This is a genomic window from Pseudomonas sp. GL-RE-26 (genome assembly GCF_019956275.1).
In the GTDB taxonomy this organism is placed as follows: domain Bacteria; phylum Pseudomonadota; class Gammaproteobacteria; order Pseudomonadales; family Pseudomonadaceae; genus Aquipseudomonas; species Aquipseudomonas grandcourensis.
On record NZ_JAHBDI010000084.1, the window covers coordinates 76,240 to 95,560 of the forward strand.

Genomic DNA, 19,321 nt, shown 5'->3' on the forward strand with positions numbered 1-19,321 from the left:
TGCTAACGGATTACCCTATGCTTATCAGCTTTCGTGCCAACTATTTAATCGTTATAAATCAATAAGTTAATAACTCAATAGTCATTTCGACACGACCTGCCTTATAGTCATACCGACTACACGGAGTCACTATGACTGCAAAATCCCTGCTCACTGCCCTGCTGCCCCTGGTCTCCGACCTGTCCCGCGAATTGCCCGAGGGCGAACGTTATCGCCGCCTGCTGGAAGCCATGCGCGCCCTGCTCCCGTGCGACGCCGCCGCCCTGCTGCGCCTTGATGGTGAATGGCTGGTGCCGCTGGCCGTCGACGGCTTGAGTACCGACACCCTCGGTCGGCGCTTCAAGGTCAGCGAGCACCCGCGTTTCGAAGCGCTGCTCAGCGGCCCCGGCCCGACCCGTTTCGCTGCCGACAGCGACTTGCCGGACCCCTATGACGGTCTGGTCGATGGCCTCGATGATCATCTGGAAGTCCACGACTGCATGGGTTGCCCGTTGTTCATCGACGAGCGCCCCTGGGGTCTGCTGACCCTCGACGCCCTAGACCCAGAGCGCTTCGAACCGATCGAACTGGATGCCCTGCAAGCCTTCGCCAGCCTCGCGGCGGCCACGGTCAACGCCGCCGAGCGCATCGAGCGGCTGAACAACAGGGTCGAAGATGAACATCAACGCGCCGAGGTCTACCGCCAGGCCAGCGGCCAGCAGAATCGCGAGATGATCGGCCAGAGCAAGGCCCACAAGCGTCTGGTCGAAGAAATCAGCCTGGTGGGCGGCAGCGACCTGACCGTGTTGATCACTGGCGAAACCGGGGTCGGCAAGGAGTTGGTGGCCCAGGCCATCCATGCCGCCTCGCCCCGCGCCGACAAACCGATCATCAGCCTCAACTGCGCCGCGCTGCCCGACACATTGGTGGAAAGCGAGTTGTTCGGCCATGTCCGCGGCGCCTTTACCGGGGCGATGAACGACCGCCGCGGCAAATTCGAACTGGCCAACGGCGGCACGCTGTTCCTCGATGAAGTCGGTGAGTTGTCGCTGACCGTGCAGGCCAAGTTGCTGCGGGTGTTGCAGAGCGGTCAACTGCAGCGACTGGGTTCGGACCAGGAGCATCAGGTCGACGTGCGCCTGATCGCGGCGACCAACCGTGACCTCGCCGAAGAAGTGCGCAGCGGCCGTTACCGCGCCGACTTCTACCATCGCCTCAGCGTTTATCCGCTGCTGGTACCGGCCCTGCGCGATCGCGGGCGTGATGTGCTGCTGCTCAGCGGTTACTTCCTGGAGCAGAACCGCTCACGCATGGGCCTCAACAGCCTGCGCCTGAACAGCGACGCCCAGGCCGCGCTATTGGCCTACGACTGGCCCGGCAATGTGCGCGAGCTTGAACACTTGATCGGCCGTAGCGCCTTGAAGGCCTTGGGCAATTGCAAGGAACGGCCGAAGATTCTCAGCTTGAGCGCAGCCGATTTCGACTTGCCCAACGCCAGCGTTGAAGCCGCCGCCGAGCAACCCGTCGCCACCATCACGCAAGCGGTGACCGGCGATTTACGCGAGGCCACCGAGCATTATCAGCGCCAATTGATCGGTGCCTGCCTGGAGCGGCACAACAACAACTGGGCAAGCGCGGCCCGTGAGCTAGGCTTGGATCGGGCGAACCTGGGGCGGATGGCCAAGCGGTTGGGGATGAAATAGCGTCGCTATAGGGTGAGTGGAGTCTTTGTGGCGAGGGGGCTTGCCCCCTCGCCACAAGCAAGCTCCCTCGCCACAAAGGTCCACCGTTTGGTCCAAGATGGGAATTCACCCTAAAGCCTGCCCCCGACAAGTCGATAACCCGGCATCGAAGTCATTGGCGATCCCGGGATTGCCCGTCACCTTTTTCCAGAGAAGGTTCCTATGTCCTCCACCAAAGCCCGCGCAGACTCACTTTCGCTTCTGCTGTTTACCTTGCGCAGCGGCAAGCTGATGGCGATCAACCTGCTCAAGGTCAGTGAAATCATTCCCTGCCCGCCGCTGACCAGGCTGCCGGAGTCGCACCCTCACGTAAAAGGTATCGCCACCCTGCGCGGTGCCTCGCTGTCGGTGATCGACCTCAGCCGTGCCATTGGCGAGCGTCCGCTGGAAGACCCGAACGGCGGCTGCCTGATCGTCACCGACGTCAGCCGTTCCAAGCAGGGCCTGCACGTGCAGGCCGTGAGCAAGATCGTCCATTGCCTGACCACCGACATCCACCCACCGCCCTTCGGCTCTGGTGGTTTGCGTGCCTATATCACCGGCGTGACGTCGGTCGATGGCACCCTGGTGCAAGTGCTGGACATCGAAAAAGTCATCCACGGCATCGCCCCGGCACAAATCGAAATGGCGCCGACCGAACTGAGCATGGAAGACGCCGAGCTGCTCGGCAACGCGCGCATCCTGGTGGTCGACGACAGCCAGGTCGCCTTGCAGCAATCGGTGCACACCCTGCGTAACCTTGGCCTGCAATGCCATACCGCCCGCAGCGCCAAGGAAGCCATCGACTGCCTGCTGGACCTGCAAGGCACCGCGCAGCAGATCAACCTGATCGTCTCGGACATCGAAATGTCGGAGATGGACGGCTACGCCTTCACCCGCACCCTGCGGGAAACCCCGGATTTCGCGCATCTTTATGTACTGCTGCACACCTCGCTGGACAGTGCGATGAACGCCGAGAAAGCACGACTGGCGGGGGCGAACGCGGTGCTGACCAAATTCTCTTCGCCGGAATTGACCCAGTGCCTGATCACCGCGGCCAAGGCTGTCGCCGAACAGGGTTATTGAATGTTGACCGAAGAATTCTGCTGGCTGATGCGGCGCGACCTCTCTGTTGTCGTGCCCTCCCCCGAGTGGCCAGCCGGCCTGCAACTGAGCGAATACCGTCCCGAACTGGGCGCCGCCGTGCACCGGTTGATGGAGTTCGGTTATCTCGACGGCGGTGGTCGCGTAGCTGCGCTGGAGATGTGGCAACGGCAGTTCGAAACCGACCCGGAATATGACCCGGCCCTGTGCTTCATTGCCCTGGATGCCGGGGAAGTGGTGGGCGTTTGCCAGTGCTGGACCAGTGCCTATATCAAGAACCTGGTGGTGCATCCGCGGTTTCAGGGCCGGGGGTTGGGCCGTGCGCTGCTGTTACAGGCGTTCAAGGTGTTCCAGCAGCGACGTGAAGGTTTCGTGGACCTGAAGGTACGTGAAGACAACCTTCGGGCGCGGCGCTTGTATGAAAGCGTCGGGATGCGCGCCGTCCGCCGGGAACCGGTTCCGCTCTGACAAACCGCCATTGCGAGCAAGCTCGCTCCCACAGGGGATTGCATTCCAAATGTGGGAGCGAGCTTGCTCGCGATGGGGCCGGCACAACCACCTCAAAACCTTCAGGCATACTCACCTTTCGGTCACAGCACCAAGGATGCCTGAACCATGAAAGCAGCAACCCTGACTATTCTCTGCCTCACTGCCCTCGCCACCCAGGCCCACGCCTCCAGCCCCGGCGCCTGGGCCACCTACGATAAAGCCGTACTCACCAACTGCACCAAAGCCAGTGGCCTGAAGGACAGCAAACCGGTCGGCACCGCCGCGCAGTTCGATGACCGGGTCGGCTATACCGCGCTCCTGCTCCAGGGTCAGTACCCGCAAAAGCACATGAAAGGCGCACAAGGCACCGAGTTGTGCCTGTACAACAAAAAGAGCAAAACCGCGTACGTCACCGAATGGGACTCCATCCGCCCGGCCGGCAAGGCAAACTGAGTGGCGCATAACTTGCTTCGATCGCGACCTTTGCGGCGGCATTCTGTCGCCGTTTCATGCCCTGTGATGCGAATGAACGCTCGATGAATACAACCTTTTCCTGTGTAGGCTGCGGCAAATGCTGCAACGACCACCATGTGCCCCTGACCCTGGGCGAAGCCCGGATGTGGGCAGCCGATGGCGGTCAGGTGATCGTGCTGGTGGAAGCGTATCTGGGCAATGGCCTGGGTCTGCCGATGCACCAACGCGAACACGCCGAACGCCGTTCGGCGGCGGTGCGCAGCGGTGAATCCGAGGTGTACGTGGCCATCACCTTCGCCGCCTACAATGTCGGCCCCTGCCGGAATCTTGACGAAGACAACCTCTGCCGCATCTACGAACGCCGGCCGCTGGTGTGCCGTATCTATCCGATGGAAATCAATCCGCACATACCTCTGAACACCGCCGTGAAGGAATGTCCGCCTGAGTCGTGGGAAAAAGGACCGGACCTGATTGTCGGTGGTGAGTTGGTCGACCGGGAATTGTCGGAGTTGATCCAGCGCTCCCGTCAGGCGGATCGTGATGACATTCTGATGAAGGATGCGATTTGTGCGTTGCTGGGGATTCGTACGACGGCGCTGAAGGGCGACGGGTTTACCGCCTATCTTCCGGATATGGCGGAGTTCGCCGCGCTCATTGACGACCTGGCCGGGCAAACGTTGCCAGAGTGGGGCAGCGAATGGCTGTTTCATGTGTCCGGCGATGGCATTGCCGAGCAAGTGTTGGCCGCAGGTGCGCAATTGGCGGCGGATACGTCGGCGAATTACTCGTTTATTTCGTTGCGGGCGGTTTGATCCGAAGGATTCGTCACTTGTAATGGCCCCATCGCGAGCAAGCTCGCTCGCGATGGGGCCAGGTCAAGCACCGCAGCATGAAGGCCTAGCGCTTGCCCATCGACCGACGAGTCCCCGGCGGTGCCATGCCCGGTGTCTTGGTGTGGCCGTTCTTGGCGCCGTTCTTGTACCACGGCTGGTTGGAACCCTTGGCGGCCGCCAGCTCACCCGGCTTGAACGGGAATTTGAAGGTCGGGATCTCGGCTTTGGATTCGCTGTCGGCGCTGGAGTCGACGCTGTCTGGCAGCTCTGCCTGTGCGTCGCTCAAGGCGTCGGCTACCGGCGGTTGTTTCGGGGATGTCATGAAAGCTCCGGGTGGTGCATGAAATGTCGGGCCCGGTGAGTGGGCCGCATGCCACAGTATAAGAAGTGCCGCAGTATAACTGGATGGAGCAGCACAAGCTGCAAGCTTGCAACGACCGCTGAGCGACTCGCACAAATCCCGTGAAGAATGTTAGCGTGCTCATCATTCTTCACCGCCCGACGAGCCCCCCCTATGAAAAAGACTGTCCTGGCATTCAGCCGCGTCACTCCACAAATGGTTGAACGCCTGCAACAAGACTTCGACGTCATCGTGCCGAATCCGAAAAACGGCGACATCAACGCCCAGTTCAACGAAGCCCTGCCCCATGCCCATGGCTTGATTGGTGTAGGCCGCAAACTCGGTCGTGCGCAACTGGAGAACGCCGCCAGCCTGGAAGTGGTGTCCAGTGTCTCGGTGGGCTACGACAACTATGACCTGGCCTACTTCAACGAACGCGGGATCATGCTGACCAACACGCCGGATGTGCTCACCGAAAGCACCGCCGACCTGGCGTTTGCCCTGTTGATGAGCAGCGCCCGTCGCGTCGCCGAACTTGACGACTGGACCAAGGCCGGGCAATGGCAGGCCACTGTCGGTGCGCAGCTGTTCGGTTGCGATGTGCATGGCAAGACCCTGGGCATTGTCGGCATGGGCAATATCGGTGCGGCCATCGCCCGACGCGGTCGCCTGGGGTTCAACATGCCGGTCATCTACAGCGGCAACAGCCGCAAGACCGAGCTGGAACAGGAACTCGGCGCACAGTACCGCAGCCTCGATCAATTGCTGGCCGAGGCCGATTTCGTGTGCCTGGTGGTGCCGCTCAGCGAGAAGACCAAACACCTGATCAGCCATCGCGAACTGGCGCTGATGAAGCCGAGTGCCATTCTGGTAAACATTTCCCGTGGTCCGGTGGTGGATGAACCGGCGCTGATCGAGGCGCTGCAAAACAACCGCATTCGTGGTGCCGGGCTGGACGTATACGAAAAAGAACCGCTGGTCGAGTCGCCACTGTTCCAGCTGAAAAACGCCGTGACCTTGCCGCACATCGGCTCGGCCACCCATGAGACCCGCGATGCCATGGCCAACCGTGCCCTGGCCAACTTGCGCAGTGCGCTGTTGGGGGAACGACCGCAGGACCTGGTCAACCCGCAAGTCTGGAAGGGTTAAAAAAAGGGCAGGCGTTATAAGCGCCTGCCCTTTAATACAAAGAACAAAAACAATATCACTCTCAACCTGTAAAAAGCTGTCTGGATACACACCCTGCAATTCAGTCAATAAACATTCAATAAAACCACGCGCTAGACTCTCCTTACTTTTCCAGCAACAACGGGAACAACAAAGGAGACCATCACCTTGAACCCACTCACGACAAATAAAGTCATACGCTTCAGTAAAGCCACACTAATGTTATTCATTAGCTTTTTTGGATTGCTGGTGATGTACAGCAACTTTACAGACTATACAACCAACTACGAAAACATCAGTCACATCCTGAGCATGGAGACCACTGATGACGACGGGAGGTACAGCTACAGGGCCATTACCTCGCACATATTCCATCACCGAATCTACTGGTTCATCATTACACTTGAACTTATCTATACGCTCTTCTTCATGATCGGAACCTGTTATCTTTATAAAAACATGAATAGCAGCGCTGAAGAATTTCACGAAGCCAAAAAGCCCGCGATCATTGGATTATTCATTGCACTCTCGCTTTACTATGTCGGCTTTCAAGTTATCGGAGTGGAATGGTTCAACATGGACCAATCACAAGCCTGGAGTTACAAAGACTGGACCCGACACATTGTCGACTTCATACTTCCGCTGCTGATTTATATTGTGATAAAAGTCGAGCACTGAGGACTTCAGTGCTCAATGAGCATCGTTTCAAGCGAGCTTGCTACTTCCCTGTACCAAGCGTGGTTTTGGCTTGCGAAACACCAGTACGTTACCCAACATCACCAACACCAGCCCCAACAACGCCGGCACCGTCCATTGGTAACCCTCGGCGAACGCTGACACGTTGAGCGCCACCACCGGAAACAGCACCGTGCAGTACGCAGCCCGTTCAGGCCCCATGCGTCCGACCAGGGTCAGGTATGCGGTGAAACCGATCACCGATCCCGGAATCACCAGGTACAACAGTGACCCGATGTAACGCGCGCTCATCTCCATGTCGAAGGGAATGCCTTTGACCAGGCACCACACCGAGAGCATCGCCGCCCCGTAAGCCATGCCCCAGGCATTGGTGGTCAGTGGCTTGAGACCGGCCTTCTGCTGCAGGCTCGAAAGCATGTTGCCCGCCGAGAAACACAAGGTGCCGCACAGGGCCAGGCCGAGACCGAGCAAGGTTTCCGGACTCGCGGTATGCCCGGCCAGCTCCGGCCAGAACAGCAGTCCCAGCCCCAGCAGGCCCAACGCACCGCCCATCAGCACATTGCGGGCGATTTTCTGACCGAAAAACACCCGCGCATTGAGGGCATTCCACAAGGTGGCGGTGGAAAACACCACCGCCACCAGACCGCTGGGGATCCACTGGCTCGCCGTGAGGAAGCACATGAAGTTGACGCAGAACAGACACAAACCTTGAGCCAGGCAGATCAGGTGCCCGCGACGGTTCATCACTTGCAGGCGTCGGCTGAGCAGCAGGATCACGAACAGCACCAGCGCGGCGAGGCCGAAGCGATAGACGATCGACACGGGAATGGCCACCACGCCCAGTTGCCATTTCAAGGCAATCCAGGTGGTACCCCAGATCAGCACGGTCAGCAGGTACAAAGAAAGGTTCATGACTAAGGCTCCTCGATAGGAGCCCAGTGTCCGGCGCAACGCCTGGGCGCACTTGCATAAACTTGCGCTTTTGTCTGGCGACAGGCTGGCAGGCGCACGTCTACGGAGTAGGATGCAAGGCGTTGGAGAGAACCCATATGGCCGCACTGGACAACCTGCAAGTCTTTCAAGCCCTCAACCGCTCGCCGAATGCTCGCCTCGAGCACAGTGCCGAGCTCGGTGACGGCTTGTCTGCAGCCTTGTGGAGCAATCACCACGACGCCCAGGAATACGAAGCGCCGAGTCATCACACCTTGTCCTGTTACCTCGCCGGCGGCACCGGCACCTTTCGCCGCGACCAGCCCACCAACAAGGGCGGCCCGGACAAACTGTGCATCCTCCCGGCCGATCACCAGTCAGGCTGGGTGATCAACGGCGATATTCGCCTGGCACACCTGTATTTCAGCCCCGAACAGTTTGCCCTCGGCTGCGTCACCCTGCTCGATCGCGAACCACGGGAAATGCAGCTGCGCGAGCAGACCTTTCTCGATGATCCGCAGCAGGCGCTGCGCTTTCGGCAGTTGATCACCTTGAACTGGGACGAGCCGGGCGAGCGCCTGCTCACCAGCAGCCTGGCTCACGAATTGCTCAGCCATGCCCTGCTCAGCCAGGTCAACGTGCGTCAGGGTTTGCGCCTTAAAGGCGGGCTGGCCGCGCATCAGCGCCGGCATCTGGTGGAGTTCATCGACAGCCATCTGGACGAGGCCATCAGCCTCGGTCAGTTGGCGGCGTTGTGCGCGTTGTCGGAATACCACTTCGCGCGGATGTTCCGCGAAAGCTTCGGCTTGCCACCCCACCAGTACGTGCTGGCTCGGCGCCTTGAGCGGGCGCGGGAGTTGCTGCGCACGACCTCGCAGCCACTGGGGGAGATTGCGCTGGCTTGCGGTTTTTCCAGTGCCAGCCATTTCACCAACCGGTTTCGCCAGTCACTCGGCGGGACGCCCGGTGAGTATCGGCAGGCGTTTTTGCGTTAGGCCCGGGATCTTCGGCGCCACAATTGCCGCCTTCGCGAGCAGGCTCGCGATGAACGATGACGCGGTCGGTCGTCAGAACTCCAGCGTGCTGGACAGCGAAATCTGCCGCGAATCCCCCATGGAAACAAAGAACCGACTCGCCGCCGAGGTGTAGTAAGTGCGGTCGAACAGGTTCTTCACGTTGAGCTGAAACTTGACCGTCTGCCCTTCGACCCTGGTGTCGTAGGTGGCGAACGCATCGGCCACGGTGTAGCTCGGCAGGTCGAAATCGTTCACCGCGTTGCCCGCGCGCTCACCCACATAACGCGCCCCGGCGCCGACTCGCAGTTGATCACCGCCAATGACGCTGCCGAAGTCATAGACGGCCGACAACGAGCCGCTGTTCTTCGCCACGTTTTGCAGTTGATTGCCTTGGTAAACAGGGTCTTCGGTGACCTCGGCATCGGTGTAGGCGTAGCTGCCGATCATGCTCCAGCGATCGCTGAGTTGACCGCTCAAGTCCACTTCCAGGCCACGGGAGCGCACTTCGCCGGCGGCACTGTAAATCGTGGTCGGGCCTTCGGCGTTGGCCACCAGCACATTGCGTTTCTTGATGTCGAACAGTGCAATGTTGCCGGTGACGCGGCCCGGCAGATCAAGCTTGGCACCCAGCTCCCAGGACTTGGCTTCTTCCGGTGCGATGCCGCCGTCAAGCACAGTACTGCTGCCACTCAAGGGCGCGATGGTGGAGTTTGGCTTGAACGACTCGGTGTAGCTGCCATAGAACGACAATGCATCGGTGTACTTGTACACAAGGCCTGCGCGCGGCACCCATTTCTGCCCGTTGCTGTCGGTGTTGGCGTGGAACGGCACGCCTTTGCCGGCGTACTGGTCGTACGCCTGGAAACGCGCGCCGGCCACCAGAGTCCACTGATCGGTGAGGTGGATGGAGTCTTGCAGGAAGACCGAATCGCTACGCAGTTCATCGGTCTGCGCACTGTCGGGCGCACTGACGGTGGTGCCCGGCACTTCCTGACCATAGATCGGGTTCACGTAGCTGAACTGGGTGCGGCTTTTCTGGCGGATCAGGTCTTCGCGGAAGATCTTGCGGTATTCGTCGTCGATGCCGAACAGCAGGTCATGCTGCATGCCGAGTACGTTCACATTGCCTTCGAGGCTAGCGGTGGTGAAACGGTCGGTGCTGATCGCATTCCGGGTGCCGTCCATGCTGCGGGTCAGGATGCCCTTTTTGGTGTCGATGGCGGTCACGCGCACCTGGCTGGCATCGTAGGTTTCGCGGTTCCAGCTGTAGCCGAAATGAGCTTTCCAGTTGTCGTTGAGTTCGTGATCGGCCTCGAAGTGATAGAGGTCCGAGCGCCCTTCCATGTTGTTGAACGGCTCGTCGAGGCGCTCGTTGCGCGAGATGTCCAGCGGATGGTTGGTCCGTGGATCAATCAGCGTGCCACGGTCGAACGGCGTGAGGAATTCGCGGTGCTCATAGGAGAACAACAGGCTGGTGCTTTCGCCGTACCAGGCCAGCGACGGCGCGATCAGGCTCTCGCGATGCACACCGAAGTTGCGCCAGTAATCTTCGTCTTCGTAGTCCAGCACCATGCGGTAGGCCAACCTGGAACCGCCGAGGGCACCGGTGCTGTCGAGACCGCCGCCGCTGCCGTTCTTGCCGTCGCCATAGCTCGAACCGCGCGCGGTCAGTGCGTTGTACTGCTCAAGTTCGGGCTTCTTGCTGACCATATTGACCACGCCCCCCGGATCCTGGATGCCATAGAGCAACGAGGCCGGGCCCTTGAGCACTTCGACCCGGTCGACACTGGCGTTGAGGCCACGGCCCTGCACGATCGGCATGCCGTCGCGCATGATCGAGCCGTTACGGTTGTCGCCAAAGCCACGGACCATCACTGAGTCCTGGGTGCTGCCCAAGGTGTTGGCCTGGGTGATGCCGCTGACATTGGCCAGGGCGTCATCGAGATTGCGCGGCGCCTGGTCGCGAATGACCTGGGCCGGGACGACGTTGATGGTCTGCGGGATTTCCTGAATCGGGGCCGAAGAGCGCATCACCGAAGAGGTCGGTGGCGGCTGGTAGCTCATGGATTCATCCATCGACGAGGTGATGGTGGTCGCGCCGAGATTCAATGCGCCGTCGGTTGGCCGCGGTTCCAGTGCGAAGGTGTGGCCGTCGGTGCGACGGAAGGTCAAACCCGAACCGGTGAGCAGACGTTGCAGGGCCTGTTCGGCGCTCATCTGGCCGTTGATGGCCGGCGCATTGACGCCGTACGGCGCTTCGTCGGTGTAGACGACGCTGATGCCGGTCATCCGGCTGAAATCACTCAGGGCCTGGGGCAACGGTTTGGCGGCCAGCGCGAAATTGAACTGCCCACGGGGCTGACTGCTGCCCGCCTCAGCGGCCAGCGCCACGCTCAGCGGCAACAAGGCCAATGCCGAAAAGCTCAACGCAGACACACCCAACCATTGTTTGACCGAACCCGATATTGCCCTGGACTTCATGACTCATGACCTGTGTAGAACCGCAACGGATGCGAATGACTCGCAGTTTCAGTCACTACACGGATGGCAATCGGGTTTACCTCAGCAAAAATTTGAAAATATTTTTGTTCAGGGTGATGTGGTGTTTGAACTGGCCCCATCGTCGGATCGCCGCCCGGAGCAAGCTCGCTCCCACAGGGTTATGTGTTGCCCCAATATAGTGACCGACTTAAAACCTGTGGGAGCGAGCTTGCTCGGGATGGGGCCGACTGATTCAACGCAAAATAATCAGATACCCCAAAACCTGATGCTGCTCAAACCCCAAAACCCCCTGCAACGAACTCAACACCGCCCGCGGGTTCCTGCTCGGAAAGCTGCCACTGACCCGGCGCGTCGCCAGTCCATCGTTCAGTATCACAATCCGACCGGGGTAATAGCGCGCCAAATCCTGCACCACATCGGCCAACGTCGCCTTGTAGTAATTGAGCCAGCCCTGGCGCCATGCCAACTGCGCTTCGCTGTCCACCGCGTGGAGTTTTTCCGCCGAGCCTTCGCCATAGGCCACTTGCTGGCCGGCGGTGAGAATTTGCTGTTCGGCGTTCTGCTGCGCCGTCACGCCAACCCGTCCTGACAGCACCGTGACCTGCACGCCGTGGGGCTGCAAACGGACCTCGAACTGCGTACCCAGGACCCGCGCCTGGCCTTTCTCGGCGTCCACCACAAAGGGTTCCCCCGTATGCGTCACGCTGAAAAAACCGGCGCCGCGACGCAGTTGCACATGCCGCTCACCGCGACTGAAATCCACGGCGATGGCGCTGTCGGCATCCAGTGTCACCTGCGACTGATCGGCCAGGGTGACGGTGCGGATTTCCCCCGGTGCCGAGACGTAATCCGCCCCCAGGTCATCAATCCAGCGCATCGGCTGCCAGCCTGTGCCGACACTGATCATCAACAGCAGGCACGCGGCCATCGCCAGCACACCGGACCAGCGCCCGACCGTGCTGCGCCGCGACTTGTCCATGGTGTTGAGATACCCCTGCAAGGCAAAAGCGTCTTCATCGGCGAGCGTGCGCGCCGGCCCTTCGCTCAACTCCCACAAGACCTGCGCCTGGGCATACGCCTCGGCATGAGCGGGGTCGGCCTGCAACCATTGGCTGAACGTCGCCTGGTCACCACTGCTGGGCTGGTCATGCAACAGGCTCAGCCAGGCCAGCGCGGCCCGCTCCTGCGCGGGCGTCGGGGTGACGCGTTCGAGGTGGTTCACGATGCTTTCCCTGGCGTACGCGATTCGGGTTCCCGAAGGCTGGCCTTGCAGGCTTCGAGGGCGCGCATCATATGTTTTTCCACGGAACTTTGGGACAAGCCCATGGCCTTGGCGATCTCGGCGTACTTGCGGCCGTGAATGCGATTGAGCAAAAAGATCTGCCGCGTACGCTCCGGCAAGGCGCGCAACGCGGCTTCGACGTGACGCAAATCGTTGCCCGCCTCCAGCGCCGCTTGTGGCCCGCTGCCATGACTGTCCGGCGGCTCGACCATCAAGCCTTCGCTGGCCCGGACTCGCGTGCCTTCACTGCGCAAATGGTCGATGGCGATGTTGCCGGCGCAGCGCAGCAGGTAGGTGCTGAGTTCCTCGACTTGCACCAGCGGCCGCCGCCAGAAACGCAGGAACAAATCCTGTACCAGGTCAGCCGCCGTCGCCCGGCAACCGACACGCCGACTCACCAGTGCTTCCATTTGCGAACGCTGGGAGAGAAACACCTGGAGAAAATGCGCACGGTCGCCGCGCTGTTCATCGCACTCGATATCGTGGGAATCGGGGGGCAGAGTGATCATCGTTCATGTTTCGATCTGAAAACCGGTGAGGCCACGACAGCGTCAGGGGGCCGGCAAGGCCGCAATACTAATGATAAATATTCTCACATGCAAAAGGATCGGGTGTAGCCCCTATTTCGCCCGTTGGCTGCACCGCAAACCTGGCTGCCCCCGGAGCCAGCCAATGGCCATGGAATCCAAAAGCCACCGAAAACAAAACGGGCCTGCAATGCAGGCCCGTTTTCATGGGAAGGTAAAAAAGTGAATCAGGTGTCAGCCGTTAAGCGCTGCCTGTTCGTTCTCAAGAAACTCTTCTTCCAGCAGCTGGTCGGCATGGGCGTCACTCTCGATGGGCACCCCATTGGCTCGTTTGCCGCGTAATTTGCCGAACATATGCTCCAGCGCATGTTCAAGTTTGGTGGCCGCTCCGTCGATCGCCTGCTCCATGGTGGAGGCCTTATGGGTGACGGAAACCGGTTGATGGCCTTTTGGCCGCGCCTCCAGTTGGCAGCGCATGTCGTGGGGACCGGGCTTATCGCCGTTCTCGTCCCGCAGGTGAACCTCGACTCGTGTCAGGTCCTCTTCGTAGCGTTCGAGCGTGCTCTCAATGGTCGTACGTACCCACTCCTCCAGTCGTTTACTGCCTTGAATATGGTTATCGCTATTGACTTGGATTTGCATAGTTCATCCCTTATTTCAGCTAGCTCGCGAGAGGCCGGTCAGCTAAGCCCTTGGGCGTCATCACCGTGACCTCTTACTTACACAATCGGTCTGTACGCTGAACAATTCAACCCCTGAAAAAAGATAAATATTCATACGCAAAAAAAGCCGGACAACGAGCAAAAGCGCTGTTACTGTCGGGAGTTGGGTCACCCTGCTTACCCGCCAAAATTCCTCACATTTGCCGCTCCCCCAACGGGTGCAGGCTGCGAAAAGCACCCGCCTCCTCCACCAACCAATCGTGCACCGCGCGCACACCCGGATGGCTCAACGCCCCCGGTGCGTAAAGCAGCATGTAACGCTTGTGATTGGGCACCGCCAGGCCAAACGGCACGATCAAGGCACCACGCTCCAACTCATCATTGAGCAACGTTCGTCGCGCAATCGCCACGCCCATCCCGGCGATGGCCGCTTCGATCGTCAGGTGATTGCGATTGAACGTATGCCCGCGTCGCACATCCGCCCCCTCGAAGCCGATGGCATTGAGGTAAAACTCCCATTCCGCGTACTCATAGCTGCCGCGCCAGGCGGTGATGTCGTGCAGCAAGGGAAAGTGCATCAGGTCTGCCGGACCGTGCAGCGGAGGACGACCACGCAACAGGCTCGGCGCGCACACCGGAAAAATCTGTTCATCCAGCAAGGCGGTGGATAACAGGCCCGGGTAGCTGCCGTCGTTCAGGTCGATCGCCAGGTCGAAGTCGCCTTCATGCAACGGCACGCTGCTGTCCTCGGCCACCAGGCGCAACTGGATGTCCGGAAAACGCTGCTGCAAACGCGGCAGGCGCGGCGTCAGCCATTTGCTCAGGAACGACGGAATCGAACGCACCCGCAGAATCCCGCTGATCATGCCCGCGTCCAGTCGCCGCAATTCCGCGTCGATGCTGCCAAAGGCCTCGTTGACGGTAATGGCCAGGCGCTGGCCCTCTGCGCTCAGCTCAACTCCGCGGGCGCGGCGGTGAAACAGGCGAAAGCCCAGGCGCTCTTCCAGCTGGCGGATCTGCTGGCTGACCGCTCCCGGTGTGATGTGCAGCTCTTCGGCGCATCGGGTGAACGACAGGTGCCGTGCGGCACAGGCAAACACGTTCAGCCAGACATACGTCTGGGCGTGTAATTGACGACTCATCGTTTAGTCCTGCTAAAGGATGTCTTAGGAATTTTCGTTGGTCACGCAGGATCGTGACAGGCAGTATCGCCCAAATTGCGCTTGTCCTACAGAAATGGCAGCGATTTCCCTTCCATTGAATGTGCAGGCTTTAGCATGGCTATCAGTGTTTTCGATCTCTTCAAAGTCGGCATCGGCCCGTCCAGTTCCCATACCGTCGGTCCGATGCGCGCTGCCGCAACCTTTGCCCAAGCGCTGGTCGATCACGGTCTTCTGGCTGACGTGCGACGCGTGGAAATTCGCCTTTACGGTTCTCTGTCGGCGACCGGTGTCGGCCACGCAACGGACCGCGCCTGCGTCATGGGCCTGATGGGCGAATGGCCCGACCGCATCGATCCCACCACCATCGACAGCCGCATTCACACCCTGCGCGAAACCGGCAAATTGTGTCTGGCAGGCGCTGTGGAAATTGCCTTCGACTGGCAACGCGATCTCCTGCTGCTAAACGAGAGCCTGCCCTACCACCCCAATGCCATGTCCCTGACAGCCTTGGGTGAAACCGGCGAACTGTTCGAGCAAACCTATTACTCGGTGGGTGGCGGTTTCATCATCGAAGCGGCCGAAGCCGAATCCGGGATCGCACCGACCGGGGATGTGGTGCTGCCTTACGATTTCTCCAGCGCCGCCGAACTGCTCAAGCTCTGCAACCAGCACGGGCTGCGGGTGAGCGAACTGATGATGGCCAACGAACGGGCATGGCGCAGTGACGCAGATATTCGCCAGGGCCTGCTGCATATCTGGTCGGTGATGCGCGAATGCGTCGAGCAGGGCTTGCGCCACGAAGGCATCTTGCCCGGCGGTCTGAATGTTCCGCGTCGAGCGGCGAAACTGCATCGCAGCCTGCAGGAAATCGGCAAGCCGAACGTCATTACGTCCACCTTGTCGGCAATGGAATGGGTCAACCTGTACGCCCTTGCCGTGAACGAAGAAAACGCCGCCGGCGGGCGTATGGTCACGGCACCGACCAACGGTGCGGCGGGGATCATTCCGGCGGTGCTGAACTACTACATGAAATTCAATGCCGATGCGTCTGACGATGACGTGGTCGCATTTTTCCTGGGCGCCGCTGCGGTCGGCATCCTGTGCAAGAAAAACGCCTCGATCTCCGGGGCCGAAGTCGGCTGCCAGGGTGAAGTCGGCTCCGCCTGCGCCATGGCCGCCGCCGGCCTGGCAGAGGTGCTTGGCGCCACCCCGGAGCAACTGGAAAACGCCGCCGAAATCGGTCTGGAACACAACCTCGGCCTCACCTGCGACCCGGTTGGCGGACTGGTGCAAGTGCCGTGTATCGAGCGCAACGCGATCGCTGCCGTGAAGGCCATCAACGCCACGCAAATGGCCCTGCGCGGCGACGGCAAACACTTCATTTCCCTGGACCGGGTGATCCGCACCATGCGCGATACCGGGGCCGACATGCACGACAAGTACAAAGAGACATCGCGGGGCGGCCTGGCGGTGAACTGGGTGGAGTGTTGACCGTTTAGGTTGCACGCCAGCCGTTATTGCCCTGAAACGGGCAGGCAAAAGGCAGACAAAAACCAGGCGGGCCTCAGTGCCCGCCTTTTTGTTACCGGTTTTTTGTCCAACAATTTTCCGGCATGGGCCTTGCTACTTCCCTGCGGGAACAATGATGGCGAGATGGCCGGTGGTCTGGCATTGCGAACCAACCCGATCACGGCTGGTCAACAACTGCACGTTCAATCAGGCGGTGACGCATCATGGACAACCCTTTCCAGCTCATTACCGATGCCTTTGCAGCGGATTACCAGATCAACCTGAGCATTCAGGGCCTGGATGGCAGCATCATGCTGACCCTGTCCAACAGTGGACACGTAGTCGCAAAGCGCATGATCAGCGCCGAACAACGCAATGACCCCGAGCGCCTGAAACGACTGGTGCAAAGCATTCAGTTCGGCATTGCCATCGAGCAGGGCCACAGCGCCGTGGCCATCCTCGAATCCATGACCGATGACGGCACGCGCAGCCTGCCGCCACCATCAGCCAATGGCCGTCCCCGACCCGCCATGGGGCTTTAGAGCTCGCCCTTTTCTACTTCCGGATGTTCACTGGAGCCCGCACCTGTCTTGCGGTGTGGGTTCTCGATCTTCACCGAAGGAAATTGCGACGAAGCGTAACGCACCACCAGAATCGCAAACGCCAACAGCAGAATCCCGCCGCACAGGTAGATGATCCCCAGGTCCGGCGGGTTGTGGTGCGAAACGTTGGAAATCAGCAGCCGCGTCAGCGCGGTGATCGCCACGTAGATCAGGAAGCGCACGGGCATGTGGTTGGTCTTGAAGTAAATCCCGACCATCGCCCCCAGTTCCAGGTAGATGAACAGCAGCAAGATGTCATCGATCTTGATGTGCCCTTCTTCGATCATCCCGAGAAATTCCATCACCGCCGCCCACGCGGTCACCGCACCAATGGCGAACAGCGCCATGTAGTGAAAGGTTTCGACAAACAGATTGCCCAGGGACTCGGCCAGTTCATGCACGTTCTGCCGCAGTTTTTCGGCCCAGTTGATTTTCACGATGCTGCTTCCTTAGGTCGATTCGACCGGATGATGCGGGTTGGACGTGACGGTTTTCCTGCATGCAGAAAAAAGGCCAGCCCATGATGGCGAGCCGCTCTGGATTACGCGCCGTGGCGTTTGGTCGCACCTGTGCAGCGCCTCGCCTGACAAATCTCGAATCCGGTCTACATTAAAAAGCCACTACCCAAAAGGCAGGGTTTCGCTTATCCTTTAGCTGTATATAGATACAGTAGTCGAAATCGACAACCAATGTGAAGGCATGTGAGGTGGTGAATGGCCGTCGAAGTGGTATACCGCAGCAGCCGAGATCTGGAGCGCTTGTTCATGGATAAAGCCGAAGCTGACCGTCATGACAAAATGCTCGAACTGGCCGAACTGCTGGCTGAAGTGTTGCAAAAAGCCGTTCCGTCCCTGACCGAGCAGCAAGTGGAAGAAGCCGGGATCTATATGGCGAAGAATCGCGATGTGTTCGCCAAGGCGTTCAAGAGCCAGCCGGACGCCCTGTCCGAACTGCTCAGCGCACCGGTTGAAGTCGCACAACCTGTTGCAGCGACCGAGGTCGTTGAGGCCGCAGAGCAGATCACCCCGGCCAAGCCTGCCAAGGCCCCCAAAGCCGCCAAGTAGGCAAAGTCCGAATTGAACAGGCCCTGAGTCGAATGACCCAGGGCCTTTTTCATGCCTGTGGATAACGCATGCCCGATTCAGCGGTACAACACTTTCTCCGCCAACTCGTCGGCCACCCGTGCAGGGGAACGTTTTTCCGCCTGGGCGTGGGCGAACACTTCGGTCAGGCGCGAGCTTATTTTCGACAGGTGTGCGGTGATGGTCGACAGTTCTTCGCCGCGGTGCTTGAGCGACACGTAAATCAGCCCACCGGCGTTGATCACGTAATCCGGCGCATACAGAATGCCGCGGCGTTCCAGTTGGTCGGCGACATCCAGATGCGTCAGCTGATTGTTCGCCGAACCGGCCACCGCCGAGCAGCGCAACTGCGTCACGGTATGGCTGTTGAGTACACCGCCCAGGCCGCAGGGCGCGAGGATGTCGCAAGGTGTGCTGAGCAGTGCTTCGTTGGCAATCGGGTGCGCGCCGAGTTGCTCCATGGCCAGTTGCACCTTGCCGTGATCGATGTCGCTGACCAGCAGTTCGGCACCGGCGGCGTGCAGCTGTTCGGCCAATGCATACCCGACATTACCCAGGCCCTGGATGGCCACGCGCAGGCCTTCGAGGTTGTCGCTGCCGAGCCGGGCCATGGCGGTACTGCGGATGCCGGTGAACACCCCCATCGCCGCGTGTGGCGCGGGGTCGCCCGCCGAGGTGGTGCTGGTGACGTGCTGGGTCTGCTGGGCGATGCAATCCATGTCCGCCACTGACGTGCCACTGTCGATGGCAGTGATGTAACGGCCCTCGAGCTGTTCGATGCAGCGTCCGAAGGCTTCGAACAGCGCCGCACGGTTTTCCACATGGGCCGGGCGCACGATCACCGCCACGCCGCCGCCCTGGGCCAAACCGGCCAGCGCAGCCTTGTAGCTCATGCCTTGGGCCAGGCGCACAGCATCCTCGACCGCCGATTCGTCGTTGGGGTAGGCAAGGTAACGGCAACCACCCAGGGCAGGCCCCAGCCGGCTGTTATGAATGGCAATGACCGCCTTCAACCCGGTGACCGAGTCGACGCTCAGATGCAGCGATTCAAGGCGAGTGCTTTGCATGAGAGCGAACATCGTAAGGCTCCCGAATCACGTCTTGTAGACGCCAGTATAGGCTTGCGCCCAAAAATTGCAGAAGCGCACCGGAATAAGCACGGCCCCGAAGCAGGCTTTCGGAAATAACCTGTGGTCGCCCTTTTGCAGCACTGGACGAATGCCGGAGAGGGGGCTAAAACGAG

Annotated in this window: 19 protein-coding genes and 1 pseudogene; 11 read left to right on the plus strand and 9 right to left on the minus strand. The window is 60.1% G+C overall.

The features are described 5' to 3' along the window. The first annotated feature begins 131 nt into the window (after positions 1-131). The 5 genes from norR to KGB07_RS28945 all read left to right on the plus strand — a co-directional run bounded on the left by norR (position 132) and on the right by KGB07_RS28945 (position 4,579). Complete coding sequence (gene norR / locus KGB07_RS28925) at positions 132-1,682, plus strand: nitric oxide reductase transcriptional regulator NorR (RefSeq protein ID WP_046040163.1); 1,551 nt, start codon at positions 132-134, stop codon at positions 1,680-1,682. A gap of 201 nt (positions 1,683-1,883) precedes the next feature. Continuing rightward, positions 1,884-2,786 (plus strand): chemotaxis protein CheV, encoded by a 903-nt coding sequence (locus KGB07_RS28930; protein WP_046040162.1) that lies wholly within the window; start codon positions 1,884-1,886, stop codon positions 2,784-2,786. Then, a complete protein-coding gene (locus KGB07_RS28935; protein ID WP_046040159.1) occupies positions 2,787-3,272 on the plus strand; it encodes a GNAT family N-acetyltransferase in 486 nt (161 codons plus the stop codon). A gap of 147 nt (positions 3,273-3,419) precedes the next feature. Next, positions 3,420-3,746: a hypothetical protein gene (locus tag KGB07_RS28940; protein WP_046040157.1), complete on the plus strand. Its 327-nt coding sequence runs from the start codon at positions 3,420-3,422 to the stop codon at positions 3,744-3,746. Between the two features lie 83 nt (positions 3,747-3,829). Beyond that, entirely contained in the window at positions 3,830-4,579 is a 750-nt protein-coding gene (locus KGB07_RS28945; RefSeq protein ID WP_046040154.1) for a YkgJ family cysteine cluster protein, read from the plus strand. 85 nt (positions 4,580-4,664) lie between these two features. On the opposite strand, the gene KGB07_RS28950 is transcribed toward KGB07_RS28945, so the two are convergent. Then, positions 4,665-4,922: a hypothetical protein gene (locus tag KGB07_RS28950; RefSeq protein WP_046040152.1), complete on the minus strand. Its 258-nt coding sequence runs from the start codon at positions 4,920-4,922 to the stop codon at positions 4,665-4,667. Between the two features lie 192 nt (positions 4,923-5,114). Here KGB07_RS28950 and KGB07_RS28955 point away from each other — a divergent pair, with 192 nt between their 5' ends. Beyond that, positions 5,115-6,089, plus strand: a complete 975-nt coding sequence (locus KGB07_RS28955) for a 2-hydroxyacid dehydrogenase (protein ID WP_046040150.1) — start codon at positions 5,115-5,117, stop codon at positions 6,087-6,089. Positions 6,090-6,275: 186 nt separating this feature from the next. Further along, positions 6,276-6,785, plus strand: a complete 510-nt coding sequence (locus KGB07_RS28960; RefSeq protein WP_046040149.1) for a DUF2165 domain-containing protein — start codon at positions 6,276-6,278, stop codon at positions 6,783-6,785. A gap of 27 nt (positions 6,786-6,812) precedes the next feature. Here KGB07_RS28960 and KGB07_RS28965 read toward each other — a convergent pair whose 3' ends face one another. Beyond that, a complete protein-coding gene (locus tag KGB07_RS28965) occupies positions 6,813-7,715 on the minus strand; it encodes a DMT family transporter (RefSeq protein ID WP_223467449.1) in 903 nt (300 codons plus the stop codon). 137 nt (positions 7,716-7,852) lie between these two features. On the opposite strand from KGB07_RS28965, the gene KGB07_RS28970 reads away from it, so the two are divergent. Then, complete coding sequence (locus tag KGB07_RS28970; RefSeq protein WP_223467451.1) at positions 7,853-8,728, plus strand: helix-turn-helix domain-containing protein; 876 nt, start codon at positions 7,853-7,855, stop codon at positions 8,726-8,728. A 72-nt stretch (positions 8,729-8,800) separates the two neighbouring features. On the opposite strand, the gene KGB07_RS28975 is transcribed toward KGB07_RS28970, so the two are convergent. From KGB07_RS28975 to KGB07_RS28995, 5 genes are all read right to left on the minus strand, one after another. Then, positions 8,801-11,230 (minus strand): TonB-dependent siderophore receptor, encoded by a 2,430-nt coding sequence (locus tag KGB07_RS28975; protein WP_223467453.1) that lies wholly within the window; start codon positions 11,228-11,230, stop codon positions 8,801-8,803. A gap of 253 nt (positions 11,231-11,483) precedes the next feature. Then, positions 11,484-12,473, minus strand: coding sequence for a FecR family protein (locus KGB07_RS28980; RefSeq protein ID WP_223467454.1), 990 nt, complete (start codon positions 12,471-12,473; stop codon positions 11,484-11,486). Further along, a complete protein-coding gene (locus tag KGB07_RS28985; RefSeq protein WP_046040141.1) occupies positions 12,470-13,042 on the minus strand; it encodes an RNA polymerase sigma factor in 573 nt (190 codons plus the stop codon). The genes KGB07_RS28980 and KGB07_RS28985 overlap by 4 nt, the downstream gene beginning before the upstream one ends. Before the next feature lie 252 nt (positions 13,043-13,294). Next, on the minus strand, positions 13,295-13,702 hold the full coding sequence (locus KGB07_RS28990; RefSeq protein WP_223467456.1) for an HPF/RaiA family ribosome-associated protein: 408 nt from the start codon (positions 13,700-13,702) through the stop codon (positions 13,295-13,297). A gap of 214 nt (positions 13,703-13,916) precedes the next feature. Further along, positions 13,917-14,864, minus strand: a complete 948-nt coding sequence (locus KGB07_RS28995) for a LysR substrate-binding domain-containing protein (RefSeq protein WP_008046773.1) — start codon at positions 14,862-14,864, stop codon at positions 13,917-13,919. 135 nt (positions 14,865-14,999) lie between these two features. Here KGB07_RS28995 and KGB07_RS29000 point away from each other — a divergent pair, with 135 nt between their 5' ends. Continuing rightward, positions 15,000-16,376: an L-serine ammonia-lyase gene (locus KGB07_RS29000; protein ID WP_223467458.1), complete on the plus strand. Its 1,377-nt coding sequence runs from the start codon at positions 15,000-15,002 to the stop codon at positions 16,374-16,376. A gap of 242 nt (positions 16,377-16,618) precedes the next feature. Further along, positions 16,619-16,936 (plus strand): DUF3509 domain-containing protein, encoded by a 318-nt coding sequence (locus tag KGB07_RS29005; RefSeq protein WP_046040134.1) that lies wholly within the window; start codon positions 16,619-16,621, stop codon positions 16,934-16,936. On the opposite strand, the gene KGB07_RS29010 is transcribed toward KGB07_RS29005, so the two are convergent. Next, positions 16,933-17,433: a phosphate-starvation-inducible protein PsiE gene (locus KGB07_RS29010; protein WP_046040131.1), complete on the minus strand. Its 501-nt coding sequence runs from the start codon at positions 17,431-17,433 to the stop codon at positions 16,933-16,935. The genes KGB07_RS29005 and KGB07_RS29010 overlap by 4 nt on opposite strands. 276 nt (positions 17,434-17,709) lie before the next feature. On the opposite strand from KGB07_RS29010, the pseudogene KGB07_RS29015 reads away from it, so the two are divergent. Continuing rightward, a pseudogene (locus KGB07_RS29015) lies at positions 17,710-17,949 on the plus strand (YebG family protein); the annotation flags it as partial. A gap of 188 nt (positions 17,950-18,137) precedes the next feature. Here the strand turns inward: KGB07_RS29015 and KGB07_RS29020 are convergent. After that, positions 18,138-19,157 (minus strand): Glu/Leu/Phe/Val dehydrogenase family protein, encoded by a 1,020-nt coding sequence (locus KGB07_RS29020; protein WP_046040126.1) that lies wholly within the window; start codon positions 19,155-19,157, stop codon positions 18,138-18,140. Between the last annotated feature and the right edge of the window lie 164 nt (positions 19,158-19,321).